Here is a 25358-nt window from a genome sequence, read left to right as displayed (position 1 = left end):
TAACCATCGTTCTGGACGACGTTGAATCGTCCCGGCGCTACCCGCGAAAGCGCAAGACTCGAGACCTCCGCGTATCCCGCATCCAGAATCAGGCTCTGGTGGAGATGGTGGAACGGAATTTCCCAATGAAAGGCGTGGGCCTGCATCGATGAGACCGGAGCCCCCACGACCGACTGCCACGCCAGAATATGCTCGTTCTTGGTAATTCCCAAGGCTCCTAAGATAAAGCGATTCTCCCCCACCAATTCCGGCCCACTATTCTCGTAACCGACGGTGACCCGCCACGGCTTCGTTTCCTCCATGGCGATCAGAACGTCGGCGGTTGCCGGCTCTTCACCCGGAGCGACGAACAAGCGCGGATTGCGGAAGATCGAACGGCCATACCAGTAGAGCTGCTCATCGAGATCCCGGCGGCGCAGCAACTGCCCACCCCTCAGCCAGAGCCCTTCCCGCAAGACTTCCGGATTGCCATATTTGGGCCGGGAAACCCCCGCTCGCCCAATCCGGCCAATCTCAACCAGCAGATGGAGCTTCCCGTCCCGGAAATCCTGGTCGGGCACTTCCAGCCCGACCACCGGATACCCCTCTAGGTCGTAGTGAATCAAAATGACGTCGGCCAGTCCAACGAGGTCGCCCTCGGTCAGAGGCTTGTCCAGATAGTCGGCCAGTTTGCGCGAAAGCGTCTTCGGAGAGGGAACCAACAGGTCCTCACTCGCCGAAAACCAATCCGCAATCTCCGCAAGCCCCGATTCCGACCAGGACTCCAGCACGATTCCTTGAAGATTTTCCGTCAAAATGACACCCCTTCCTGCCAAATTTCCGGCTTCAGCCACCACCGGTGGCAAACTTTCTATCGGTTCCGGCTCAGGAACTTGTGGTGCCAGGTCCGGCAGGATTTGCCCATAAAGCGCCGGAATCATGAACCATGAAGCCAGCCAAGCCAGGAAGATGCGAGGGGTTTGAAGGGCCATTTGAATGCCGAGGTCAACGTTCGGAGCTTCTCCAGAATCTCCAAATCCTTGCTGTGAGCTTGTAAATCGCCCCTCTCTACAACCCAAGCCAAAAACCAAGTTATATCATTTTCTTGTAAAAACAGATAGTCAGGATGTCTTTATTTTAAAAATTCAAGACCCTAAACCCCTTAAGATTGTAAGGTTTTTAGGAATTTCTCTGTCATTCAAGGATGTTAGTATTTTCTCGACTGAGCCGTTAGAGGGAGTTATATCAATCACGAACCGTCCGAACACCTCCCTGTGATCCGACTCCCTTTTACATCCATTTCGTGCATTCTGGCGACAGTTTTCTCGGGATTATCCCTCTCAAACGCGCAGGTCGCGGATGACTCGGTGTGGTCCTTTGAAGCGCCTGTGAATAAGTCCCTACTGGAGTGGTCCGGCCTCGACGTGCCGATCATTCCCAACGGATCGACCCCGAACCCCGGCTGGGCGCTCGCTCGCCTGAACGACGGCGACAATCCGGCGTTAACGGAAGCTTACCTCTATCCAGAGACCAGCAATCCTGTCCGGCTCTACCTGATTGATAATTCGGTCGACAACTCCAGCGGATGGTTCAATGCGAACCCGAACCTGACGATTCAGACTGAGTTGGTCGGCACCCCGCTCAACGCAGGTACGCCCCGCGGAACCCTCCACGGCACACGAATGCTGGGAATCATCGCCGGACCCGAGACCGGGAGCGCCTTGGGCACTCCGATCGAAGTGATCAACTACGATATCTACCCGGACGGCGAAGGAAGCAACAGCTCCTCGGGGCTTTTGGCCGAGGCGGTCGAAAGAGCGGTATTCCACCAGCTTTTCAACTCCGAGAAGCCGGCCATCATCTGCATCGCAGCAGGTTCCGCCTTCGCTGGCGCTAGCCCCGTCCTCCAAGATGCCGTCGACTTCGCCGTCTCGGAGGGAATCACAGTCATCGTTGCAGCAGGCAATTTCAACAAGCCAGCCGCCAATTATGTGCCGGCAGCTTACGGCACGATGGATGGAGTTATTTGCGTCGGTGCCAGCAGCCAGTCGAACGGCAAGCTCTCGAACTCGAACTTCGGCGCAGCCGTCGACTTTTACGCGCCGGGTGATTCAGTAAGGACCGTCAGAGTCTCAGCCCCGCAGAGCGGCTTCTATGACGCAAGCACCGGAACCAGCCCGGCAGCCGCTTTGGCAACAGGTGCTGCACTCGCCACCTTGTCGATGCATCCCAATTACTCTCCCGCTGAGCTGGAAGCCAGCCTGAAAGCTTCAACCCATGCCGGGGTTGCCGTGAACCTCGTGCAACTGCCACCCATCGATTCGGATGGAGATGGAGTTCATGACGTCCTCGAGAGGTTTGCCGGCAGCGACCCGCTTGATCTTAATGAGACCCCTGCCAAGCCCACGGTCGCAGGCAGCTCCCTGCCTGGTGGAATGACCACGGTTTCCATCAGCTTTACGATCGATAGCGACCTTTTCAATGCTGGGAATCCCTTCGAATTGAACGACGGCATCACTTGGAGAGTCATGGAGTCTCCGTGCCTCAAGAGCTGGAGCACCTCGACCAGCGGTGAGTTGTCCTACGGTGCGGTTTCCAATGGCAGGATTCCTGTCACTTACACGCGCGTCGGCGACGAAAGCTGCTGCTATCTCAAGCTGGAAATCACTCCAGCTCCTTGATCGCCTCGAGCGCCTAGGCCTCCTCATCGCGAAGCAATTGTTTTGCTTCCTCGCATCCCGAAGAAGGATGAGCGGTTCAGCAACGACTTGGACGAATCAACCTTGGCCACTTGCTGACTTCTCCGCTTTGCCGAACGACCCGCGTCACTCGATGCACTCATGGGCGCACTGTAAGTCAGCTTCTTGGAAGTCGTTACCTTGGACCCGTCTGGACGTTTTAGCGTCGGCACTTTCAGCCGTGAATCATTGACCACTGGCAGAATGTCGCCTTCGTAGGGTGCAATGATCAGTCCTTCGTCGAGAAACGCACCTTCAAAAGCCGCGTCGCCCACGATGACTCCATTAAGCTCGTTGGAAATGCTTCCGTCCTGACCGACCTCGAGGTAGATCTTTGAGGTGCCAGCATCCAGACGACCATTGTTCACGATCGATTCACCGGCAGCCACTTCAACCCGCGAGGCCATCGTCGTCCCGCTGTGATTGAAGACTCCGATCGTTCCGACAACGTTAAGCTGACGTTCGCCGCCAGACACGACCGTTGCATCATCACCACCGGCGAACAGAGCGCTGCCCGTCGCTGTGATTCTGGCATCGGTACCGATCGTCACCGAGCGCCCTGCCAAGACGACATCGCCTTCAGTGGCCGTAACCTCGCCACCGACCAAGAGTCGCTTTCCGAATCCACCGGACAGGGCGTAGTTTCCACCGGCGAAGTCAGCCGGGTTCACATCGAGGGTGGCAATCGTCACCCCTTTCGCGGTGATGTTTCCATTCACCTGCAAATGGGCATTGGGGGAGAAGAAGCCCACAAGTCCATTTGATGATACCGTTCCATCAATCCGATGCGGACGACTCCCTGTTAGATTGTTGACGACGCTCTCACCACTGACGAAGTCAAAGACCAGTTCGCTACCATTTCCAAGATTCAATTGATTCCAATCAAGTACGGTGTTCCCCGTAATTGTGAAGATCGTGCGGGTGCCACCACTGGCAAGATTTTCGGTCGCCCAGGTGGCAGTACCGGGCGTTGACAGAATTGGCCCCTGGGCGTGCAGGGACGAAGTGACGAGCCCGAGAAGGACTCCGCGAAAGGCAAGTGGGACAGCTTTCATAATGTGGGACAGGGTGGATAGCCGTGGCTGATGGCTTCCTTGAAAATACGGCAATCTTAAGTGATTGGAAGATCTCCCTCGTACGAGATCGCGTAGGTTTGATGACCAATTCGACGATCGAAAATCATTCAAAACCAACAGCATCTCATCCCTGAAAATCAGGCAAAGAATCGAACATCAACCGAAGCTCCAAGAGAGGGATCGAGATGGGTAAATGAACGGACGAAGGGTCCTGAAAACGACTCTAGAAAACCAAGGGATCAGGTCGGAATCTGCGGCTTCCCCCCGGATAATGCAGATTCCGACCTGGCACTGACTGAGTGCCCTTAGTTCATAGAAATCGGACCGAGCCGACAGGAGCCCCCCGACTCCACGCCTCCGTTCGAATTCCTACGAGAGTCAAAGAAAGGAATCGGGACAGACCGGCCCACCCCCCGGTGGGCAACGGTCTTACCGATTGTCAGCGGACACCGTCCGACGGAGAGAATCCGACCAGAATAACGCTTGAGCCCCCCGGCTCTGGCGTGTTCTGGCTGGCGACTCATCTCCGATTCCCCCATCGGGCATTCGCTGGAATGAAACATGAACAAGCTCTCCGATCCTTGGGCCACCTTGGCAATCACTCCCCCCGGAGCGATCAATTCGGTGGTTTCAGATATGGTGGAGAGGCCCGTCATCATTATCCCAATCGCGATTGAAATTCCCGATTTCCAAAATACCTGAAAAAGTTCATAATTTAGACAGCCCACCAATCAACCTCCGCATGTTTTCTCTGCCGCGCCTGTTTCTCCCGCTCGGCTTCGCCCTGATTTTTGGTGCGATGTTTCCTGCGTGCGGGCTCGATTTCAGCGATCTGGGGGCTGCTGAGAAGGAGCTTGAGAGCCTTGCAAGCGATTGGCAGAGCGCTCACGACCAGGCACCGACTGCCGAAACCGGAGAGAATCTCGCCCTCACCCTCCAGACTCTCGGCATCGTCGAGCGGCAAATGGGAAAGCCAGACGCGGCGCTTGAGCACCTCACCCGAGCCTGCGACTTGCTCGCGACCCACGCCCCCGAGCAATTGCCCGACGCACTCGAAGCCAAAGCGCTGACTCTTCAGGATTTGGGAAAACTCGATGAAAGCGAAACCCTGCTCCGGCAGGTACTCGAAGCGAGAAGATCGACGACCGGAAACCCTGTCGACCTCGATCTAGTGGCGACCCTCGACCATCTCGCACTCAACCTCCTGTATTCCGGACGCTACACCGAGGTCGGCACCCTGCTTGATCAGGCGATTGCCGCCGCAGGGACGGAAGCTCCGGACGTCCTCGCTCAGCTTTTGGATCACAAGGGCCGACTCTACCACACACTTGGAAGCCACTCGAAGGCCATCGATTCCTTCCGCGAGGCACTGGCTCTTCCCTTCGACAACGCCGAACTACGTCTTACCTTGGAAAGCCAGCTTGCCCTCGCCCAACTGCGACTTGGCAGGGCCGACGACGCAAAGATAGGTATCGAAGCGGTCGCCGAAGCCGCCAAGCAAATCTTCGCAACCGATCCCTTGCGCGCGGTTCCCTACATCAATAACCAGGGTGAGCTCTATCTCTCGCTTGGTGACTTTGCTGGTGCACGCAAAGCATTTTCGGAAGCCCTCGATCTGCTCGATACCAATCTCGAGGAAAATCATCCGAGCCTGATGCTCCCGCTGAACAATCTTGGCGTGGCCGAACAGGAAGCGGGTGATTTTGGCGCGGCAAAGGAGCATCTCGAACGGGCTGCCGCACTGCAGGCCGAGCACCTTCCTCCAATTCATCTTCGCGTTGCCGAAACCGAACGCAATCTCGCACGCAACGCCCTGCTCATGGACTCACCCGATGCGCTCGGCTACATTGAAAAGGCGACCGGGGTCGGGCTTGAGCTTTTGGATCAGCTGATCCGGGAAGGCAGCGAGAAGGAGCGACTCAACTTCCTTGAACGCTTTGAACTACTCTCACTTCCTTGCGCCACAGGCGATGCGGAGATGATCGCCGATGTGCTGCTCGCCAGCAAGGCGCGGCTGTTAGACGCCCTCATCGGCGAGGGGCAGGATACCGGACGAATTGTCTGGCAGGACGTCCAGGCATCCCTAGCCCAAGGCAGTGCCTTCATCGATACCTGCCGCTATTTCAGCATCTCCACCCCCGCCACCGAACAATACGGTGCCGTTCTGATCCTGCCGGAAGGCCCACCCCAATGGATTCCCCTCGATCCCGGAGTCGACCTCCAGGGCTGGATGAAAGCCTTCCGCAGTCGACTCAATTGGCGGTCAGCAACGATGTCGGGTGAAGCGGGTCCGCCTCCGCCGCTCAAGATGCGAGGCATTCTTCGCGCACTCTATCGCGGCTACTGGGAACCGATCGCCGAAAGATTACCGCAGGACATCCAGCATATTGCCTACTCACCCGCCGGGATGCTTCACTTTCTCCCTTTATCCGCACTTCTCGATTCCGAAGATCAAGCCCTCAGCCGCAACTACCTTCAGGTCGCTACGGTGAGCAGTGGTCGCGACCTCCTCAATTCCCAAGCAAGCAGTGCACTCAGCGAGCAGGCATGGGCGGTATTGACCGTTTCCCATTTCCCGAAATCTAGTGGCTCTGATTCAGACGACGACCTTCTCAGGCTTCTGAGCGATCTGCAACCCATGCCGGGAACGATGGACGAGGCTTCCAAGCTCAGGAGATTCGCTCCCAAGGATTCGATCTTCCTGAGCGATCAGGACGCAACCGAGTCCGCGCTTCACACGCTACCGTTTGATCCGGCAGTCCTTCATCTTGGCTCCCATGCATTCTTTCTCGAGGACCCGGTCGCATCCGCAGGACTGCCAGTGGACTTCGATGAACGTTCCGAGCTCCTCTATTCCGGAGGCTTGGTGCTCTACCGAGGAGCCGAGCGAAGCATCGATAGCCCAAAACTCTCGGTAACCGATGACTTACTATTCCCATCGGAGATTGCCAAACTCCCCCTCCAGGGAACTCGCCTGGTCACCCTTTCATCCTGCGAGTCAGGTGCTGGCACTCCGGTTTCGGGTGAGGGCATCCTCGGTTTGCGCCGTGCCTTCGCGCTCGCCGGAGCCCGCGAAACCGTCGTCGCCCTGTGGCCCGTCTCAGACGTCTCCACACCTCCATTCATGGAGCAATTCTATGCCCGGGCCGTCGCCTCCGACCGCCCGGCGCAATCCTTGTGGCAAACCCAAGGCGACTTCCTCGACGCAGCCGCCTCCGACGAGGAGTTCGAGTTGGCCGTTCTTCGCTACGCACCCTTCGTCATCAGTCAGAACACCCCACTCACTCTTGGGCCAAGTATTCCTGCTGTTGTCCTTCCCGAACGATTCTCATTTTGGGATTCGCCATGGCGATTCCTTGTCGCAGCGATTCCCTTTCTGCTTTTCGTCGTCGCACGAATCAGCAGTGGATCCGCGAGAAGAGAGTCATAAAAAGGCCGAGGCCAGACGCTGACGAATCCCCCCGAATTCCAGCGTCCGACCTCGGCATTTGGACTAGCACAGCCCGAAACAAAGCTATCTCCCTGATCGATTCCGCCCGGCGATGCCAGCCCTCGGAGTCGCGGGGAATGGAAAAGCACTCGACCGGCTCGCCCCCCGACGAGCAACGGTCGATCTGATGCGTGGCGAACGCCTTTCGGTGGAGCTCATCATGGGCATTTCACCAGTGAGCCCCCCGGCTCGTGTGGTTTCGTGCGGCACTGAAAACTCCGATCCCCCCATCAGGTGATCGCCAGCGAAAAATGGTGTCGACTCGTCCAAGTTCTCAAACCCAGTAGGCACTCCCCCCGAAGCGTCTGCGTGGGAAAATTCAAACATGGAGGTGGGGTCGCTCATCAATACTCCAATCGTGGTCGACTATCGCTATTTCCAAAATATTTGAAAAAATTCACTATCAAGCAACCTTCAAACAGAATGAGCTCACCAGAGGACCTCTCTGGAAGCGTTCCTGCGGGAAGCTGTCAGATATCCAAATATCAGGGAAAGTCTGATAATTTGGAAACCTGAGGCATCTGACTACGATTGGGGTTTTACAAACCATGACTATTGAGCTTCCCCAACATCTCGAGAAAACCGCCGAGCTACTGAAACGTAGCCTCTACTTGCATCCCCAGGATTTGGCTCCTCCGATTCCGGGGGAACTCGTTCGCGATCTTACAATCACGCAAACGCCAGCGGCGATCATGAGAAGTCCGGGAATTTCGCCATTTGAAAAGCTTCGTTCCCTCGTCGTCAGCCCTGGCTTTGGTCTCGCAGCAGCTGCCATGGTGATGCTCAGCGTTCTCAGCCCTTCCTTTCTCAGCACAGTACCCAACACGCAAGAGACGGGGTCTTTTCGAGGATCCAAGGTGATCCACACGGCTTCGGAAGCCACGATCGTCCTCATCACCGCCGAGCCAGAAACACGACGCCTGCTCGAGGAATCCGGACTCTTCGACATGAGTCGAGTGATCGAGACCACAGATCCATTGGTCGCCGCGACGATCTCAACCGCCAAGTTGCTCGTCGATGTCAAAGGAGGTGCGATTGTCGGCTACGACACCGATAGCCGGGAAATTCTTGCCGATCAGCTCCCTGAGGATCGATCCGATTTTGCGGAGCGGATCGCTCTCGCTTTTGGTGCTCTTCAATAATTGGGATCGTCGGTTCCCGAAGCCACCCAAGAAAATTGGCCCTCGGATCCAGCCAGTGACCGAGCGCTTCCATGGAAAAATCGCTCTATTCCCGATCGTGAATACTCCATAAATTTGAAAAAATTAAAGTAAAGAGAACTTAGAAGCTTGCATAGCTGTTCTTTTTAGTATTCCATCAGGTTGTCCCACCTCATGTCCCCCACTTTCAACGAGCAGCACTTGCAGAAGTGCTGGAATGCCTGCTGGCACCGCGCCCGACGCCCGGTGGAAGGAGTGCTTGTGTCCGAAGACGAGGCCTCAAAGATTGCCGAGCAGGTGATTCGCAACCTTGCGATTGATTGTCTTGATGGCCCCGAGTCCGAAGCCGATTTTACGGCCAAGGTGCTCGAAGAGGCTTCGTCTGCCACCCGCAGTGTTGTCGCGAACCTGAGGAGGTCGAACTCCGACCCTCAAGTCCATCACGACCCAGAAGATCGACGCTACGAGCAGAATCTCGACCTGGATCGCCTGAAGAAGCAGGATCCGGAAAAAGGCTTCCATGACCGCGAGTGGAACCGGTTACCTGATCTTCTTCGTCCACTGGCTTTCGCCACCTTGAGCCGCAAGGGTATCAAAGGGCCCGATGCCGAGGACGTCTTCATCGATACCCTCACCGAGCTCGTTCGTGAGCGGGAGGATGGGCGTGGCGCTCCGATCATGGACCCAACGGTGTTCGAGGAACTCATCCCTCTCCATGCCCGCATCGTCGGCTTCCGCGCCGTCGATTGGTATCGCAGGCGTGGCACTCTAAAGAATCAGCCGAACAACGGCGACAGCCTCGATGCTCTCACGGACAGCTCGGAGGCACCGATCCAATTTGAAGATCCATCAGCTGATCCTGAGAGAACCACCTTCGAAAACATCTATTCCGAGTGTCAGCACGCCCTTTCGAGTGCTGAATGGGACCTCATTTTCCGGCTCTACGTCGCCCAGAGCCACACCATTCAGGACCTGATCAAGGACGATGAGTTCTGTGCCCGTGCGGGCATCAAGGCCTCTGCCTCAGGATCCACTCGAAGACGGGTTCTCGCCTCCCAAGTGGAAGCCGCCCTCGAAAAAATTCGAGAACATTTGGAAAATTGAAAACAGACCCTGACTTTCTGCGATTGGAGCAATAACAATGAATCTTGACCTTCCACATCACTTACATGCGACTCGGGATCTTCTGATGGGTAGCATGAAAACGCACGCCACCGAGCAAGCACCCGCTTTGCCAACCGCGCTGTTGGAGGATCTGACCCGCACAGCATCCAGCCTGCCGAGTTCGTCTCGTCAGAGTTCCCTTGCTGGGCTCTTCGAGTCCCTGCGCTCGATGATGGCAAGTCCGGCCTTTGGTGGCGCGGCTGCCGCCGTCATGGTTCTCGCCATCGCTTCAGCCGTTATGCTTCGTCCAGATGCTTCGGCGCCAGGAGAAACCTTCCGTGGTGCTGGCAGCTTCTCCGCCGCCAATTCGGCCCGTGTGATCCTCGTCGGCGCTTCCACCGAGTTGCAGCATGAGCTCGAAGCGATTTCTGACCTGGAAGACGGCGTATTCTCATCCGTTTCTTCCACCGAGGGACTCGAGGAAATCAAGGGTGCTCTCGTGATCGTGGACTTCAAGGCTCAGACCATCACCGGAATCAACGCCAAAGGTGAAGTCGCTTACAGCAGTGACTTGCCTGCAAGCGCCAGCAGCACGAGTCTGGAAATCGCCTTGGCCCTGTCGCGGCTCTAAGCGGATTGCTTCTGGAGTGGACGAAGGCCCCGCTTTGATCATGCTTCCGGCATGCCTCGCATTGCCCTGCTCCAGTCCAAGGCGTTTCCATCGAAGACCGAAGCCTTCGATCATCACGAATCGCTGATTCGGTGTGCCGCCGAGGAAGGTGCCAACATCGTTGTGACTCAGGAACTCTTCCTGACTCCCTACTTTTGCACGATTGAAGACCCGGCACTCTTCGACCTCGCCGATCCGCTACCCGGCCCAATCACGGATCGCCTTGGAGCCCTCGCCTCCGAACTTGGGGTGGTCATCGTCTCTTCCCTCTTCGAGCATCGCGGCCCGGGGCTCTATCACAATACCGCAGCCATTCACGATGCTGACGGTGCGCTGTTAGGACTCTATCGAAAGGCTCACATCCCTCAGGATCCGGGCTTCGAGGAGAAATTTTATTTCACTCCAGGCGACAGCGGCTGGCCAGTCTGGGAAACCCGCTTTGGCAAGCTCGGCGTGCTGATTTGCTGGGACCAGTGGTATCCCGAAGCGGCTCGCCTCATGGCCCTCGGCGGGGCTCAGGTCCTGATCTACCCGACAGCCATCGGATGGCTCCCTGAGGAAAAAGCGGAGCTTGGTGATGCCCAGCATTGCGCCTGGGAAACGGTTCAGCGAGGCCATGCCGTCGCCAACGGCTGCTACCTTGCGGCGGTTAATCGGACCGGCACGGAAGGTGAGAGCGAATTCTGGGGGCGATCGTTTATCGCCAATCCTTATGGCGAACTCGTCGCCAAGGCCTCCACCGATCAAGAAGAGATCCTATACCACGATCTCGAGTATCAGGCGGTCGAGGACTTTCGTCGGATCTGGCCCTTCTTCCGCGATCGCCGGATTGATGCCTATGGTGAGCTTACGACTCGTTGGAGATCATGACCCCGGCATCCCTCGGCTATTCCATGCCTCCAGAGTGGGCCCCGCAGTCAGCAGTCTGGTTGTCTTGGCCCACGGACGATCCGCGCCACTGGGGCGGTGGGAAGCGCTCCGTGATTCTCGAACGCTTCGCCGCCTTCGCCGCAGCAATCAGCCGCTTCGAGACGGTTCGCATCAATGCTTCCAGATCCACTCACGACGAGATCCGACGACTCTGCAACCACGCAAAGGTGGTTCCAGAGCATCTGGAACTGTTCGATCACCCGCACGACGACGTCTGGTGCCGCGACCACGGCCCGATCTTCGTCAAGAACGAGGCATCCGGAGAGATCGCGCTTACCGACTGGGGCTTCAATGCCTGGGGAGGAAAATTTGAGCCGTGGGACGCCGACAATTCGATCCCCTCCCAGATCTCCGAGTCCCTTGGCCTGCGCCGCTTCGAAGCTCCCATGATTCTCGAAGGGGGTGCCATTGAAATCAATGGCAGCGGTCAGCTTCTAACCACTGAAGCCGTGCTCCTCAACAAGAACCGGAATCCCGATCTGAATCGCACTGCGATCGAAGAAAATCTCCGCGACTATCTTGGCGTGAATGAGATTCTCTGGCTCGAAAAGGGAATCGAAGGCGATGATACGGATGGCCACATTGACGACCTCGCGCGCTTCACGAATGATACGACGATCGTCGCCGGCGTGGAGTCGGATAGCTCGTCGCCAAACCATCGTGTTCTAAAGGATAACTTCAGTCGTCTCGCAGAGTTCCGGACATCCTCAGGCCGCCCCTTCGAACTCGTCGAAATGCCAATGCCTGAAGCCTGCGAAGTTCCCGGCTGGCGCCTTCCGGTGCTACCCGCATCCTACGTCAATTTTCTGATCGTCAACGGAGCCGTCCTCGTTCCCACCTTTCGACAAGCCCGCAATGACGACCATGCCAAGGGCGTTCTCCGTGAGCTATTCCCTGACCGGGAAGTCGTCGCCATCGACGCTCTTGATCTCGTCGAGGAAGGCGGCACTCTCCACTGCCTCTCCCAACAACAGCCACTCTAACATGTCCGCTATCGAGAAAGTCGCAGAACTCGCCACCGAGGCCGCCCTCGTTTCGTCCTCGGCCTCAGTCCTTGGCTGGGATCAGGAAACCTACCTGCCTGAGGAAGCGCATGGCTGGCGCGCCCGCCAGCTCGCCTGGCTGTCAGGTCGCAGCCACGAGCTGTCGACCTCGCCGGCGCTTCGCGATGCTCTTGAGGCGGCGCTCGATGAAGTGGATCCAAGCGATCAACGGAGCTTCGGAAATCTCACGGAAATGAAACGTCGCTTCGAACGCTCCACGAAGCTGCCCGCCGCCCTCGTCGAGAAGGACTCCAAGCTCTCCAGCCACGCCAAGCACGCCTGGTCGGAGGCACGGAAGAAGTCCGACTTCAAACTCTTCGCTCCCCATCTTCAGGCGCTCCTCGACCTGAGCCGTGAGAAGGCGGAACTCTGGGGCTACCCCGACGAAGCCTACGATGCCTTGATCGAAACCTACGAACGTGGCGCCACCACGGCCAGTATCTCACAAGTCTTCGATGCTTTGGGACCCGACCTTCGCCTGATCGCGGCAGCAGCCGTCGAGCGCACGGCGCTGAATCCCGTCGCCCTGCCGGATGGACCCTACCCGATCGAGCAGCAGATGGCGTTCAACGAAGAGGTCGCACGTTCCTTCGGCTTCGACTTCAACAAGGGCCGAATCGATACCACCGCCCATCCCTTTTGCACCACGCTGGGTCCCGGTGATGTCCGCCTGACGACTCGCTACGACGAAGGCGACTTCACTTCTTCACTCCTGGGAGTGATGCACGAAGCGGGACATGGACTCTACGAACAAGGTCTCCGTTCCGCAGACTTTGGCACCCCTGCTGGAGACTCCGTTTCGCTCGGGATTCACGAATCCCAGTCGCGTCTTTGGGAAAATCACGTCGGCCGTTCTCGTGGATTCTGGGAAGAGTGGTTCCCGATTGCCGCCGATCACTTCCCGCAGCTTCGAAAGACCGATCTGGATCGCTTCCTCGCCTTCATCCACCGCGCGGAGTTCTCATTCATTCGCGTCGAGGCGGATGAAGCGACCTACGACCTTCATATCCTTCTTCGATTCGAGCTCGAACGCCAATTGATGCGCGGTGACCTCAAGGTTGCCGATGTCCCCACGGCGTGGAACGAGGCCTTCACCGAGAGTTTTGGTGTGACTCCTCCGGACGATGCTCACGGCTGCCTTCAGGATATCCATTGGGCGATGGGAGGACTCGGCTACTTCCCTACCTATACGATCGGAAACCTCAACGCCGCCCAACTCTTCAAGGCCGCCATGCAGGTCGACTCGATCAGCAAAGGCGTTTCAAGTGCCGACTACTCACCACTGCTCAAGTGGCTGCGGAAAGAAATCCACGATCCGGGCGCCACGCTCGAGCCTTCCGAGCTGATTCGGAATGCGAGTGGCCGCGAACCTTCGGCCGACGCCCACCTGCAACACCTGCGCCAACGCTACACCGAGTAGCGCTTACTTGATCTCCATCCCGCTCTTCGGCCAGATCCACTTCTCGACCTTTCCTTCCTTGATCAAGGCCTGAGCCTGGATGTTCTTCACGCCGAAGATGGTCTCCGCTTTGTAAGACGCCAATCCACTCTGATAGGTTTCTCCACCGGACTCCTTTTCATCCGAGGCATTCCACTCGATGACCTGATCAAAAGTGAATTCCTTGATCTCACCGTCCTTCACGCTGGCCTGCATCACCGAAACAATCTCCTCAGGCGTGAGCTCGGTCACCGCTTCAGGAGCAGGCGCCGGTGGCTCCACCGGATCTTCCATCACAGGAGGGGCCGGATCGACTGCAGCGACAACCGCTTCGGGCGGTGGCTCGTTTCCGAGAAGCTCGACAAGGTCGGTCGCCATCGTCGGCACGCTACCCTCCGCGATTCCCCCGAAGTTGATCACCAACGAATCACCCTCGACCCGCAGCGGTTTCACCTGAACGCCCGAGGGCACCACCATCGGTGCGCTCGCTCCTGCGACTGGCAACGAGGCTTCACTCTTGAGAGTCACGAGCGCGGGAAGCTGCTCTGGTTTCAACTCGGAGACCCAGGCAGGTGCGGCTGCGACTGGAGGAGCCTCGGGCACTGCCACGGGAGCCACCTCCGGGGGAGCCTTCACTACTTTCTCTGTCTCCTCATCTGCCCGATTCGTGCTCACCGGTAGCAAGGCAGGACGAATGGAGGGCTCAAGAAAGTAGCCGAGAGCGCCGGCAATGATAATTCCAATGACTGAGGGACCGAGCTTCATGTGAGTCCTTTACGTAAGAAGCTTCGGGTTTCTTTGCGAGAGTTTTGTCAGCCAGCTTCGCCGGGCGCCTTCTTCTCTGGACGGAACCCCGCCCCCTCTGGTCTTCTTCGCCCATGCCCCGCCTGTTCCTTCTCGATGGCATGGCGCTCGTTTACCGGGCCCATTTTGCCTTCATCACCAATCCCATCCGGAACTCCAAGGGGGTCAACACCTCAGCGCTCTACGGCTTTACCAACACGCTGCTGACCATTCTCGAGAACGAGAAACCGTCCCACATCGGCGTTGCCTTCGATACTTCCGCTCCAACCTCGAGACACGAAAAATTTCCTGCCTACAAGGCTCAGCGCGAAGACATGCCCGAAGAGTTGGCGGCCGCCATCCCCCATGTGAAACGACTCTGCCAGGCGTTTCACATTCCTGTCCTCGAAATCGACGGCTACGAAGCGGACGACCTGATAGGGACTCTGGCAAAGCGGGCCGAAGCCGATGACTTTGAAACCTTCATGGTCACGCCGGACAAGGACTTCGCCCAACTCATCAGCCCAAGAACCTTCATGTGGAAGCCCGGCCGAAAGGGCAACGATCACGAAATCATCGGGCCCGCCGAACTCGCGGGCATCTGGGGTGTGGAGAAACCCGAACAAATCATCGACCTCCTCGGCATGATGGGTGATTCCGTCGACAACATCCCAGGCATCCCCGGTGTCGGACCCAAGACGGCACAAAAGCTCATCAGCCAATTCGGCTCACTGGAAGGCGTGCTCGCCAACACCGACAAACTCAAAGGCAAACAGAAGGAAAAGGTCGAAGAGAACGCCGAGCTCGCGCGACTCTCAAAAGATCTGGCAACGATCATCGTCGATGCTCCGATCGAGGTCTCCTGGGACGCTCTCGTGCTCTCCTCGCGGGAAGACGACGCGGTCAAAGACCTGTTCACCGAATTCGAATTCAGAAGCCTGAGCAAACGACTCTTCGGAGACGACAGCAGCGCTGCCCATGCGTCTACCAAATCAGGCGAGAGTTCCCAACCCACTCTGCAGGAGACATTCAAGACTCTCACCGAAGTCGAGCATTCCTATCAGCTCGCTGATACTCCCGAAAAACAAGCAGAGCTCTTCGCTCAGCTCACCAATCAGAAGCACTTCTGTTTCGACACGGAGACCACCGGGCTTGATCGCTTCAAAGCCAGGCTCCTTGGCATCGCTTTTTCATGGAAGGACGGCGAGGCTTTCTATCTACCCTACAGCGATTCCCTGAAAGCCCAACTCGAGACCCTCTTCTCGGGGCACACCGAGAAGATCGGGCACAACCTCAAATACGACCTCTGCGTGCTGCAACACCACGGCATCGAAGCCAAGGGACCGTTCTTCGACACCATGCTCGCCCACACCTTGGTCCATCCCGACCAGCGTCACAGCATGGACTATCTGGCCGAAAGCATGCTCGGTTACTCACCAATCAAACTGGCCGACATCGCCACCCAGGCCGAAGAAGCTGGCGACCCTGATGATCTCTTCGCCCATGCCGCCAAGAAGAAGGCCAGCAAGGACCTCGACATCGCCGCGATCCCCCTCGAAACGCTCGCAGAGTACGCTGCCGAGGATGCGGACGTAACCTGGCAACTCGCCGGGAAGCTGCGCCCACTGCTGAAAGAATCCGGTCAGGATTCGATCTTTTCCGAGCTCGAATCTCCCCTGCTCCCCGTCCTGGTGCGGATGGAAATGGAAGGAATCGCCCTCGATACCAAAGCGCTTCAGGAGATCAGCAAGACGCTCGTGTCACGGATCAACGAGCTCGAAACAAGGATCTCCGAACAAGCGGGTCGACCCTTCAATCTCAATTCGCCAAAACAGCTCGGAGAAGTCCTCTTCAATGATCTCAAGTTGATCGAGAAGCCCAAGAAGACCAAAACCGGTCAGTTCAAGACCGACGAACAAACCCTCGCCGCCCTGGCCGGCAAGCATCCCATCGTCGACGCCATTCTTGAATACCGCGAGGCCAGCAAGCTCAAATCAACCTACGTCGACGCCCTGCCGACCCACCTTGCCGAAGAAACAGGACGGATCCATACCCACTTCCATCAATTGGTCGCCGCCACGGGTCGTCTCGCATCCACTGATCCGAACATCCAGAACATCCCGGTGCGCTCGACTGCCGGAAAGGAAATCCGCAAGGCCTTCATTCCCAGAAATGGATTCACGCTCCTCAGTTGCGACTACTCGCAGATTGAGCTCCGCGTGATGGCCTCGCTCGCCAATGACGAGTCGATGATCGATGCCTTCCGCGATCAACGGGACATCCACACCGCGACGGCCGCCCGAGTCTGGGGAGTGAAGGAAAGCGAGGTCACCCGTGAGCAAAGAAGTGGCGCGAAGATGGTCAACTTCGGCATCATTTATGGCATCTCGGCTTTTGGTTTGAGCCAACGTCTTGCCATCCCACGCGGCGAGGCCGCCGAGCTGATCGACAGCTATTTCAAGGAGTATCCCGCGATCAAGGAGTTCATGGACCAGACGATCACCGAGGCCAGGGAAAGCGGCTACGTTCAGACGCTGAGCGGACGTCGACGCTACTTCCCCGATCTAACATCCGGTAACCAGACAATCCGTGGCAACGCCGAGCGCGCCGCCATCAACACCCCCATTCAGGGGACTGCGGCCGACATGATCAAACTGGCGATGATCAAGATTGACGGGTTGCTACGAAAGAAGCAGTACCAAAGCCGGATGCTGCTTCAGGTCCATGATGAACTCGTCTTCGACCTCCACCCCGACGAGGAATCGACTCTCATCCCCGAGATCATCGGCCTCATGGAAACGGCTCTTCCCCTGCCCCACTCCGTCCCGATCCTCGTCGAACACGGCACCGGATCAAACTGGCTGGCGGCTCATTGAGTTTCGAGCAAGCCTGTTGACCCTTTCACGGACGCGACTGCATCCTCTTTTTCCGCACAAAAAACGTCCACCCCTTGCGGAGTGGACGTTTTAAAATTCAATCGTCGTCGAAGGCTCAGATGCCCTTCTTCACGATGTCGTTGAGCAGATCGATGACGCGGTTGGAGTAGCCCCATTCGTTGTCATACCAAGCCACCAACTTGAAGAAGGTGCTGTTGAGTTCGATCGAGGATCCTGCGTCGTAGATCGAAGAAAGTGGATCGTGGATGAAGTCGGATGAAGCCACCTCGTCTTCGGTGTAACCGAGGATGTCCTTGAGGTAAGTCTCGGAAGCATTCTTGAGCAGTGCGTTGATCTCCTTGAGAGAGGTTTCCTTCTCGGTTTTGATCGTAAGGTCGACAGCCGACACGGTCGGAGTCGGCACGCGGAAAGCCATGCCGGTGATCTTGCCTGCCACTTCCGGGCAAACGAGACCCACTGCCTTGGCGGCACCGGTGGTCGAAGGAATGATGTTGATCGCAGCGCTGCGGCCACCCTTCCAGTCCTTCTTCGAAGGTCCATCCACCGTCTTCTGCGTCGCGGTGTAGGAGTGCACGGTGGTCATCAGACCTTCCTTGATGCCGATGCCTTCCTTGAGGAGGACATGGACAAGAGGAGCCAGGCAGTTGGTCGTGCAGCTCGCGTTCGAGATAAGGTGATGCTTGGCGGGATCGTATTGCTCGTCGTTGACGCCTTGAACGAAAGTCGCCACGCCATCGCCCTTACCAGGTGCGGAGATGATGACCTTCTTGGCACCAGCGGTGATGTGTCCCTGGGCCAGTTTGTCCTCAACGAAAAGTCCGGTGGACTCGATCACGATGTCGACACCGAGTTCCTTCCAGGGAAGGCCTTCGGGTGAGCGAGCGCTCACGACCTTGATCTCGTGGCCGTTGACAACGATCACGTCGTCTTCAGCAAGATCAGGCGAGGACTTCTTCGAGGAAACCTCACCCTGGAAGCGACCCTGTGTGGAGTCATACTTCACGAGGTAAGCGAGGTTGTCGGCGGGAACGAGATCACCCACGGCAACCACATTGAAGGTCTTTCCGAGGTGGCCCTGTTCGACGAGTGCGCGGAAGACGAGGCGTCCGATGCGTCCGAATCCGTTAATGGCGATATTGATCATGGTCGTGTAGTGGGTAAGTCATGGCCTGAATTGGCCACTCTGTAACCCGATGGACTTTGAACCTCCGCCGGGCGGCGGGATTATCCACCGACTTCCCCATCCGTCAACGCTCCACTTTAGTCGCCGAGGGGCTCCCGGATCCTCCAGGTGCCGCAAAGCCAGATGACGACGGCCGCCAGCATGATTCCTGCAAGGCCGACGTGGAGCACCTGCACCACCGCAAATACCTGGATTTGAGCCATGATCAGGCCGAGCAGCATTTGCACACCCACCAGGGCCAGCAAGACCTTGGCGGGCTTCCCGACATGTCCTCCCGTCGCGAGGCCAGTGCGCCACCAAGCGAAGAGTGAGACCGCTACGATGACCCAGGAGAAACTGCGGTGGATGAAGTAAACCGCGGTCTCTTCCAATTCGCCAATCCACTGTTCACGGGGTTCTCCGTCATGGGATTTCGCCATTTCGTCGGTCATTTCCCGAAGTTGGGTTCCCATAATGCCCTCAACGACAATGAGAATCAACAAAACCAGCACCGAGCCCCGCACCATGCCGACCGACTTCGGATCGAGACGAAGCGACCAAGGCTGATTCGTTCCGCGCCATGCCGTAAAACTGAGAACGCCAATCAGCAGCATGGCCAGAGCCATGTGCAGCGTCAGCACTCCAGGCTTCAAACCGCTGTAAACCACCATCGCTCCAAGCACGGCATTCGCACCGACCAGAAGCAGGGATCCAAGCGAGGTCCACCAAACGATTCGTCGACGACGCGGCTGACCGAATGCCGCCACCATCGTCCCAAGCGAAAAGAACATCACTGGCAGCGCGCAGAGGCGATTGATGAACTCCGTCCAGACGTGGCGTGGGTTGAAATTCTCCAGAATGTGCTCCGGCGTCACCGTCGATGGATCGCGACCAAGCCGTGCCGCCTTCTTTTCGAATTTCTCAAAATCAACCTTGCTGAGATCCACCTGCTCGACGTTCCAAGGTGGGATGAGACAGCCCCAGCACTTTGGCCAATCAGGACAGCCAAGCCCAGCACCGGTCACCCGCACGATCGCCCCGACGAAAATCAAGAAAAGAACCGACACGAGGGCGGCGCTGGCAAACTTCTGGAAACGAGTCATGAGGCGGCGGCAAGATGGATACGATTTCCCGGCATGCCAGCGGAAAACGTTTTTCAATCAGGACCCACCTGCCGCTTCTGCCGTTTCGCCACTCAAGGCGGTTTCATCGTCCTTCTTCTCGGCCGCGCCTTCTTTGAGAATCCTCTGCTCCTCGCTCGGACGATGGGTCTCTTTTCCGATGGCGACCGCGATCCAGCGGAACTCGTCGCTGTTATCGAGGACCACTTTGACCATCATGGTCAGCGGCACCGCCAACAGCATGCCGATCGGCCCCCAGAGCCAGCCCCAGAAAAGCACCGAAAGGAGCACGACCAGTGTTGAAAGCCCGAAGCGGCGACCCATCAGCATGGGCTCGATGAAATTTCCGAGGAAGGTATTGATGAGCACGTATCCACCCATCACCGCGACCGCCTCCGTAGGCCCGCTGACAAGGAGGGCAAGCACCGTGGGCGGCAGCCCGGCAATCACCGATCCGACGACCGGGATGTAGTTTAAAGCAAAGGCGATGATTCCCCAGAGCACGTAGAAATCGAGTCCCGCTGCCCAGCACAACGTGCCGGCCAGCACGCCTGTCGCGAGGCTGATCATCGTCTTGATGCCGAGATATCGCTGGGTGTCCTTCAAGGCGCTGAGCAGGCGTTGGATATTCGGGCCACGGGCCTCACACACCGCATCGAAGCGCCGTCCAAACATTCGGGCCTCCGTGAGCATGAACACGGTCAGAATCAGGATCACCAATGAGGTTCCAAAGAATGAAATCACTTTACCCGCGACATCGGTGCCGAAGTTTAAGACCTGAGTGAACTTCAGTTCCCTGAGCTGCGACAAAACCACTTCAGCCGCTTTGGTGAGACGTGTCTCAGTCTCGAGCTTTTCCAATTCCAGCCGCTCCCCCTCGGGCACCGGCAAGGCGACAGGTGGTTGTTCACCCTCCGGGATGACCACTTCCATTTCACTGCCATTCTTCCCTTCTCCCCACCAACTATCCATCTTCTCACCGGCAGTCGCAATCCCGTCGACGGCCTGCTCAAGCCGGGTGATCGTAAGCGTCGAATACTCCGAATTCCATTTCGCCTGCAAATCACCGAGAATCGAAAGCGCAAGGAGGACCACCCCGGCGAGGAAGGCGAAGTCCACGAGAACCGTCAGAAGCACCGCGATCCCCCGCGGCACTCGATGAGTCCGCAGCCAGCTGGTGATGGGAAAACTTACCGTCGCGATAAAGAAGGCGAGCAGCATCGGCACGAAAAAACCCTGAGCTGCTTTCAGTCCGGCGATGACCACGACCAGCGAAGCGAGGAGAATCAGCATCTGCGCCGCACCCGGCCTACGGCGTCTATGTTCCAATCCACTCATCTCAGTGCGCGCTCAGGATAGCGCCAATGAAGAGGAACGACAAAGTAAACCTTCAGACATTTCACCTAGGCTCCGTTTCCGCTTCAAGCAGTTCGGAGACCACGTCCAGCCGTCCACACCCGTGCCCCGGCCGCCCGTCTCTCCGGAACATGGAAAAACCCATCCAATCCCGGTCGCGACTGCAGATCCACAAGAGCCGGCACCAAGGTTGGCCAACGCCATTTAAAACCATCGGCTTGCAGCCTTGCCGGCTCCGACCAACGACTCTTCAGCACCAGCTCCGTCTCGGTTCCCAACACCCAGGCTCCCGCTTCCAGGATCCAGCCAAACGCGGGAAGCCCGATCGGCATGCCGACCATCTCGCGATAGCTGCGCATCAAACTCCGGTTCGTCGGTGCTTCGGGCGCGGTCAGATTGTAGACCCCGTCGGCAAGAAGGTCCCCTTCCAGGCGGTCCACCGCGGCAAGAAAATCATCCATGTGAATCCAGCTCATCCGCTGATTTCCCCTGCCCATGGTTCCACCCAGACCGCGCCGAACCATGCCGCCCAGCACATCAAAGACGGTATCAGGCTCATTGGCCAGGACCATGCCGATCCTGAGCGCCACCTTCCTCGTCCGGCCGGGCACTTTCGCCGCAAAAAATGCCTGCTCCCACCGCTGGGCTACCTCGACCGAAAACCCTTCACCCGGTTCCCCCTCCCACTCGTTCTGCGCGTGGTCTTCCGCGTGACGATACCAGGTCGCCGTGCTCGCATTCATCCAGACGGCCGGGGGGTCGGCACACTTCGCGATCGCCTCACCGATGACGCGAGTCGCTTCGACACGCGAATCAAGGATCATCCTCCGGTTCTCTTCCGTGTAGCGGCAGTTGACGCTCCGTCCGGCCAAATTGATCACCAGACCCGCGCCTTCAAGCGCCAGCGCCCACGGTCCGATGCTCTTCCCATCCCACTCGATGAACATGCCATCGCCCGACCAACCATCTTTCCGACGGCCGACCGCCACGACTTCACGTCCCTGTCGGGTGAAATAGCGACAAAGGTAACGGCCAAGAAATCCATTGGCCCCAAAGATGACGACGGTTGTTTTCATTTCCATGCCTTGTAAGTATTTTTAACCTTGGCTAAGTGCGGGAGGGCGCATCCTCCCCCTTCACACTCCGGCTGATGCCGCTTCAACTCCTCGACCAAAGCCGCGTCCGACTTGAGCCTCATCAGCTTCGAGAGCGTCAATCGATTGCCCGATATGAGATGAACCACGCTGCCTAACACCGGCTTGAAAACCGGACCAGCCAGACGGTGCGACCAGAGGCGGAATTCGCGCGTCGCCCAGAGGCAAACGATCCACGCATCCGCACCCTGCCACCAGCGTCCATCATCAGCCAGGACCACGCAGTTCTTGGCGGCCCCGACTTCCAGAATTTGAGGAAAGCGATCAGCCGCTTCGGGAGTTTGGAAGCCGATGAACTCCGTCGCCACCCACAACGCCTGGCGCTCCAGCCACTCGCGGAACTGACAACACAGCCCGCAGCTCGGGTCGTAGAAGATGGTCAAGGTTCTCATGGCTAAGAAGAGTGATCCGGGATCCGTGAAAAATCAGACCTGAGCTTTGGGAGTGATCGTCCCCGTCGGCAGCACCGGTGGTCCGCTCCTCTCAAGCTCGGCGCGACGACGCAGGCGGGTGAAGATCAACACGTTGAAAAAGTGCATCGCCCCGAGCACCAGCAGCACCACGCCCATCTTTCCGCTCAAGGCTTCGAAGACCCCACGGACATCCGGCACTTCCGCCCCGAGCTTCAAATACAGCGAAACGAAACCGACGTTGATCAGATAAAACCCCACCACCAGCAGGTGGTTCACGCTATCCGCCAGTTCCTCATTTCCATGAAAGCAGTCGACCAGAAAGACCCGGCCGCTGCGGTGCAAGGTCCTCGCTACCCAAATGGTCAGGGGAATGGCCAAGGCAAGGTAGAGGGCATAAGTTGTTACGGTCGGATTCATCACTTTTTATTCCTTTCTTTTTTGTGTTTTCAGTAAAATATGAAACTTGGATCGAAAAAAAACGCGGCGGTCTATTTGAAGAGCTTGGCGGCCAATTGAATCGCGAAGCCATGCTTCATCGAGGCGATCTTGTCGGCCATGGTCGAAGCGAAGCCGACGAACTCCTCAAGCTGGCGCATTTGTTCGTGGAATACCTTCCCCTCCTCGCTGGTCATCTCGCGGCTCTCCTCAGCGCACTGGTGGAGGACCGCCAAAGCCGGCTCAATCTCCCGCCGCTTCCTCTCTTTTGCCACGGTCGTAAAAATTTCCCAAACGTCCTTTTCCGCCTCGAAATACTCCTTTCGCTCCCCTTTCTTCACCACGCTCCGGATCAGTCCCCAGGCAATCAGCTCCTTCAAATTGGTATGCGCATTCCCCCGGCTGATTTCCAAAGCCTCCATCACCTCGTCCGTGCACAGCGGCTTGGGAACCGTCATCAACAAGGCATGAATCTGCGCCATCGTCCGATTGATGCCCCATTGCGTCCCAAGCGCACCCCACTGGCTCACGAATTGCTCGCGGGCTTCGTTCAGTTTATCCGCTTCGGCCTTCATCTATTTCGATAATTTCTGAAAGTTGGAAAACCGCAAGAATATTCTTCGAGAGTTGTTCACAATGTCATTTTCCGTTCGCCTCCAAATGCTCTGAAGCCTATGTGTCGGAACCAACATAAAACTCAGGTTGCGGTGACAACGGCACGGCGTGAGCTTCTCACTGCCAATACAGGTCACCTAAATCCCCAAGAACTCCATGCACATGAACACTCCCCGTCACTCGCTACGCTCCCGTCTTTTGACGGCCGCTCTCGTGGGCTCGCTCTCTTCCACACTCCTGCATGCCGCACCCGTCGAGGTGTCGGGAACGGGGAGCTACTCTCAGAATTTCGACACCCTCGCCATTGACGGAACCGACAACGTTTGGGCAGACGACACCACCCTCCCTGCGTGGTATTCGAATCGCACCGTCTACATCGCCAACTCAGGAAACGCTCTTAGCGGAGCTCTCTACAGCTACGGCGCCAGTGAGTCGACCGAGCGGGCATTGGGGGCTCAGGGGTCCGGGACATCCGGCACCATCTATTTCGGCGTCCTCTTCCAAAACACCAGCGCATCCCCGGTCGAAATTGACTCGATCAGTTACACTGGCGAGCAATGGCGCTACTCTGGAACCACTGCGGCACAGACGTTGACCTTTGGATTTACCACCGATTCGTTGCCGATCACCGACTTGGTCAATGGAACTTGGCAGAGCGTCACCGACTTGAATTTCACCTCACCGGTCATTAGCGGCACAACCGGACCACTCGATGGAAACGATCCAGCCAATCAGGCGGCTCTCAGCTCCAACGTCCAGATCATCATCCCCCCCGGGGAGTTCGCGATGTTGCGTTGGGAGGAGATCGACCACCCAGGCAACGATCACGGTTTGAGCGCCGATGATCTGAACGTCACTTGGAAACCAAGCACCGGCGTCGACGTCGTGCCGCCTGAATTCACCGAGTTGGTTCCGGCCACGGGCTCTTCGGATCTTCTAGTCTCGGCCGTCGATGAATTGACCATTTTCTTCAACGAAGTGTGCGAATTGGGAACCGGAGACATCCTGATCAAGCGTGCCTCCGATAATGAGACCGTCTTGACCATCGACGCCTCCGCCGAGGTGGATTTTTTCATTCTTGAAAATGAAGGGCTCATTCTGCTTCCCGACCCCAGTCCTTTCGAAGCGGGCGAAGGCTACTACGTCGAGATTCCTTCCGGAGCGGTGACCGACCTTGCAGGGAATCCTTTCGCGGGCTTTACGCTGCCGACTGACTGGAGCTTCAGCTTTGCCGAAGAAGCCCAGCCACCTACGGTGGTCATCAACAAATACTCGAACAACCCCGACATCGTGGAAGTCCTCGTCGTCGGAGACGGAACCCCCGGTTCAACCGTGGATATGACCGGCATGATCCTCAAGGATTTCAGCAGCAATATGAACGGTGACAGTGGCGGAAAATACGAACTTGCCGTCAACGACCTCTGGTCAGCCGTTCCCGTCGGGACCCTCGTTTCTTTCGTCGCCGGCAGCGCCACGAGCTCGGATGTCGATGATAGCAACTTCACCTTGAGTGTCGGCCTTGACGATATTGCTTATTCGACCTCTCTCGGAGGCTCCTTCAACATCTCCAACACGGAAATGGTGCTCATCAAAAGCGCCGGCAGCGAAGCAGCGGGAACAAGCGGAGGCATCCACGCCCTCGCAGGCGGTGCCGAAGCCGGTACCTTCTTCATCAACTTTCCCGGCAACAAGCTGCTTGCTTCTGCTGGGGGAACTGGCGTCATCGCCCTCAATTCGACGAGCACACTCGCCGACTACAATGGAGAGGATGCCGACGGCGGTGTCGCTTTGACG

General features: G+C 57.5%; 20 protein-coding genes. 10 read left to right on the top strand and 10 right to left on the bottom strand.

Annotated elements, in window-relative coordinates:
- The coding region (locus WBG04_RS02835) for a POTRA domain-containing protein (RefSeq protein ID WP_424312842.1) at nt 1-920 on the bottom strand (920 nt) is incomplete at its 3' end.
- A gap of 447 nt (nt 921-1367) precedes the next feature.
- Between WBG04_RS02835 and WBG04_RS02830 the strand changes: the two genes are divergently transcribed.
- On the top strand, nt 1368-2660 hold the full coding sequence (locus tag WBG04_RS02830) for a S8 family serine peptidase (RefSeq protein WP_424312841.1): 1293 nt from the start codon (nt 1368-1370) through the stop codon (nt 2658-2660).
- Between the two features lie 23 nt (nt 2661-2683).
- Here WBG04_RS02830 and WBG04_RS02825 read toward each other — a convergent pair whose 3' ends face one another.
- Nucleotides 2684-3772, bottom strand: coding sequence for a hypothetical protein (locus WBG04_RS02825; RefSeq protein WP_424312840.1), 1089 nt, complete (start codon nt 3770-3772; stop codon nt 2684-2686).
- 763 nt (nt 3773-4535) lie between these two features.
- On the opposite strand from WBG04_RS02825, the gene WBG04_RS02820 reads away from it, so the two are divergent.
- From WBG04_RS02820 to WBG04_RS02790, 7 genes are all read left to right on the top strand, one after another.
- Nucleotides 4536-7223, top strand: a complete 2688-nt coding sequence (locus WBG04_RS02820; RefSeq protein ID WP_424312839.1) for a CHAT domain-containing protein — start codon at nt 4536-4538, stop codon at nt 7221-7223.
- A 608-nt stretch (nt 7224-7831) separates the two neighbouring features.
- Nucleotides 7832-8425, top strand: coding sequence for a hypothetical protein (locus WBG04_RS02815; RefSeq protein ID WP_424312838.1), 594 nt, complete (start codon nt 7832-7834; stop codon nt 8423-8425).
- A gap of 192 nt (nt 8426-8617) precedes the next feature.
- Nucleotides 8618-9547: a hypothetical protein gene (locus tag WBG04_RS02810; protein WP_424312837.1), complete on the top strand. Its 930-nt coding sequence runs from the start codon at nt 8618-8620 to the stop codon at nt 9545-9547.
- Nucleotides 9548-9641: 94 nt separating this feature from the next.
- Nucleotides 9642-10178 (top strand): hypothetical protein, encoded by a 537-nt coding sequence (locus tag WBG04_RS02805; RefSeq protein ID WP_424312836.1) that lies wholly within the window; start codon nt 9642-9644, stop codon nt 10176-10178.
- A gap of 51 nt (nt 10179-10229) precedes the next feature.
- Nucleotides 10230-11087: a carbon-nitrogen hydrolase gene (locus WBG04_RS02800; RefSeq protein WP_424312835.1), complete on the top strand. Its 858-nt coding sequence runs from the start codon at nt 10230-10232 to the stop codon at nt 11085-11087.
- Nucleotides 11084-12130 carry an agmatine deiminase family protein gene (locus tag WBG04_RS02795; protein ID WP_424312834.1) on the top strand — a complete coding sequence of 349 codons (1047 nt, stop codon included), beginning with the start codon at nt 11084-11086 and terminating at the stop codon, nt 12128-12130. Before WBG04_RS02800 ends, WBG04_RS02795 begins: the two co-directional genes overlap by 4 nt.
- Nucleotide 12131: 1 nt before the next feature.
- Complete coding sequence (locus WBG04_RS02790; protein WP_424312833.1) at nt 12132-13610, top strand: carboxypeptidase M32; 1479 nt, start codon at nt 12132-12134, stop codon at nt 13608-13610.
- Between the two features lie 3 nt (nt 13611-13613).
- On the opposite strand, the gene WBG04_RS02785 is transcribed toward WBG04_RS02790, so the two are convergent.
- Complete coding sequence (locus tag WBG04_RS02785) at nt 13614-14393, bottom strand: hypothetical protein (RefSeq protein WP_424312832.1); 780 nt, start codon at nt 14391-14393, stop codon at nt 13614-13616.
- Between the two features lie 113 nt (nt 14394-14506).
- On the opposite strand from WBG04_RS02785, the gene polA reads away from it, so the two are divergent.
- Nucleotides 14507-17287 (top strand): DNA polymerase I, encoded by a 2781-nt coding sequence (gene polA, locus WBG04_RS02780; protein ID WP_424312831.1) that lies wholly within the window; start codon nt 14507-14509, stop codon nt 17285-17287.
- A 115-nt stretch (nt 17288-17402) separates the two neighbouring features.
- Here polA and gap read toward each other — a convergent pair whose 3' ends face one another.
- The 7 genes from gap to WBG04_RS02745 all read right to left on the bottom strand — a co-directional run bounded on the left by gap (nt 17403) and on the right by WBG04_RS02745 (nt 23524).
- The gene (gap, locus tag WBG04_RS02775) at nt 17403-18452 is read right to left on the bottom strand and encodes a type I glyceraldehyde-3-phosphate dehydrogenase (protein WP_424312830.1); all 1050 of its coding nucleotides are present in this window, start codon (nt 18450-18452) and stop codon (nt 17403-17405) included.
- 116 nt (nt 18453-18568) lie between these two features.
- The gene (locus WBG04_RS02770; protein WP_424312829.1) at nt 18569-19573 is read right to left on the bottom strand and encodes a COX15/CtaA family protein; all 1005 of its coding nucleotides are present in this window, start codon (nt 19571-19573) and stop codon (nt 18569-18571) included.
- 57 nt (nt 19574-19630) lie between these two features.
- Complete coding sequence (locus tag WBG04_RS02765) at nt 19631-20929, bottom strand: AI-2E family transporter (RefSeq protein ID WP_424312828.1); 1299 nt, start codon at nt 20927-20929, stop codon at nt 19631-19633.
- A gap of 83 nt (nt 20930-21012) precedes the next feature.
- Nucleotides 21013-22029: a TIGR01777 family oxidoreductase gene (locus WBG04_RS02760; protein ID WP_424312826.1), complete on the bottom strand. Its 1017-nt coding sequence runs from the start codon at nt 22027-22029 to the stop codon at nt 21013-21015.
- On the bottom strand, nt 22020-22493 hold the full coding sequence (locus WBG04_RS02755) for a thiol-disulfide oxidoreductase DCC family protein (RefSeq protein WP_424312824.1): 474 nt from the start codon (nt 22491-22493) through the stop codon (nt 22020-22022). The genes WBG04_RS02760 and WBG04_RS02755 overlap by 10 nt, the downstream gene beginning before the upstream one ends.
- Nucleotides 22494-22526: 33 nt before the next feature.
- On the bottom strand, nt 22527-22931 hold the full coding sequence (locus tag WBG04_RS02750; RefSeq protein ID WP_424312823.1) for a hypothetical protein: 405 nt from the start codon (nt 22929-22931) through the stop codon (nt 22527-22529).
- Nucleotides 22932-23002: 71 nt separating this feature from the next.
- Nucleotides 23003-23524: a GbsR/MarR family transcriptional regulator gene (locus tag WBG04_RS02745; protein ID WP_424312822.1), complete on the bottom strand. Its 522-nt coding sequence runs from the start codon at nt 23522-23524 to the stop codon at nt 23003-23005.
- Nucleotides 23525-23726: 202 nt separating this feature from the next.
- On the opposite strand from WBG04_RS02745, the gene WBG04_RS02740 reads away from it, so the two are divergent.
- The coding region (locus WBG04_RS02740) for an Ig-like domain-containing protein (protein ID WP_424312821.1) at nt 23727-25358 on the top strand (1632 nt) is incomplete at its 3' end.

It is taken from the genome of Haloferula sp. (genome assembly GCF_049672945.1).
In the GTDB taxonomy this organism is placed as follows: domain Bacteria; phylum Verrucomicrobiota; class Verrucomicrobiia; order Verrucomicrobiales; family Akkermansiaceae; genus Haloferula.
The sequence above is the reverse complement of the archived record's forward strand: the minus strand, read 5'-3'. Positions and strand labels throughout refer to the sequence as shown.

Excerpts from the sequence above, each read along its gene's own strand:
- WBG04_RS02825 (WP_424312840.1), bottom strand. The coding sequence starts at position 3,772 with ATGAAAGCTGTCCCACTTGCCTTTCGCGGAGTCCTTCTCGGGCTCGTC.
- WBG04_RS02820 (WP_424312839.1), top strand. The coding sequence starts at position 4,536 with ATGTTTTCTCTGCCGCGCCTGTTTCTCCCGCTCGGCTTCGCCCTGATT.
- WBG04_RS02815 (WP_424312838.1), top strand. The coding sequence starts at position 7,832 with ATGACTATTGAGCTTCCCCAACATCTCGAGAAAACCGCCGAGCTACTG.
- WBG04_RS02810 (WP_424312837.1), top strand. The coding sequence starts at position 8,618 with ATGTCCCCCACTTTCAACGAGCAGCACTTGCAGAAGTGCTGGAATGCC.
- WBG04_RS02805 (WP_424312836.1), top strand. The coding sequence starts at position 9,642 with ATGAAAACGCACGCCACCGAGCAAGCACCCGCTTTGCCAACCGCGCTG.
- WBG04_RS02800 (WP_424312835.1), top strand. The coding sequence starts at position 10,230 with ATGCCTCGCATTGCCCTGCTCCAGTCCAAGGCGTTTCCATCGAAGACC.
- WBG04_RS02795 (WP_424312834.1), top strand. The coding sequence starts at position 11,084 with ATGACCCCGGCATCCCTCGGCTATTCCATGCCTCCAGAGTGGGCCCCG.
- WBG04_RS02790 (WP_424312833.1), top strand. The coding sequence starts at position 12,132 with ATGTCCGCTATCGAGAAAGTCGCAGAACTCGCCACCGAGGCCGCCCTC.
- WBG04_RS02785 (WP_424312832.1), bottom strand. The coding sequence starts at position 14,393 with ATGAAGCTCGGTCCCTCAGTCATTGGAATTATCATTGCCGGCGCTCTC.
- polA (WP_424312831.1), top strand. The coding sequence starts at position 14,507 with ATGCCCCGCCTGTTCCTTCTCGATGGCATGGCGCTCGTTTACCGGGCC.
- gap (WP_424312830.1), bottom strand. The coding sequence starts at position 18,452 with ATGATCAATATCGCCATTAACGGATTCGGACGCATCGGACGCCTCGTC.
- WBG04_RS02770 (WP_424312829.1), bottom strand. The coding sequence starts at position 19,573 with ATGACTCGTTTCCAGAAGTTTGCCAGCGCCGCCCTCGTGTCGGTTCTT.
- WBG04_RS02765 (WP_424312828.1), bottom strand. The coding sequence starts at position 20,929 with ATGAGTGGATTGGAACATAGACGCCGTAGGCCGGGTGCGGCGCAGATG.
- WBG04_RS02760 (WP_424312826.1), bottom strand. The coding sequence starts at position 22,029 with ATGGAAATGAAAACAACCGTCGTCATCTTTGGGGCCAATGGATTTCTT.
- WBG04_RS02755 (WP_424312824.1), bottom strand. The coding sequence starts at position 22,493 with ATGAGAACCTTGACCATCTTCTACGACCCGAGCTGCGGGCTGTGTTGT.
- WBG04_RS02750 (WP_424312823.1), bottom strand. The coding sequence starts at position 22,931 with ATGAATCCGACCGTAACAACTTATGCCCTCTACCTTGCCTTGGCCATT.
- WBG04_RS02745 (WP_424312822.1), bottom strand. The coding sequence starts at position 23,524 with ATGAAGGCCGAAGCGGATAAACTGAACGAAGCCCGCGAGCAATTCGTG.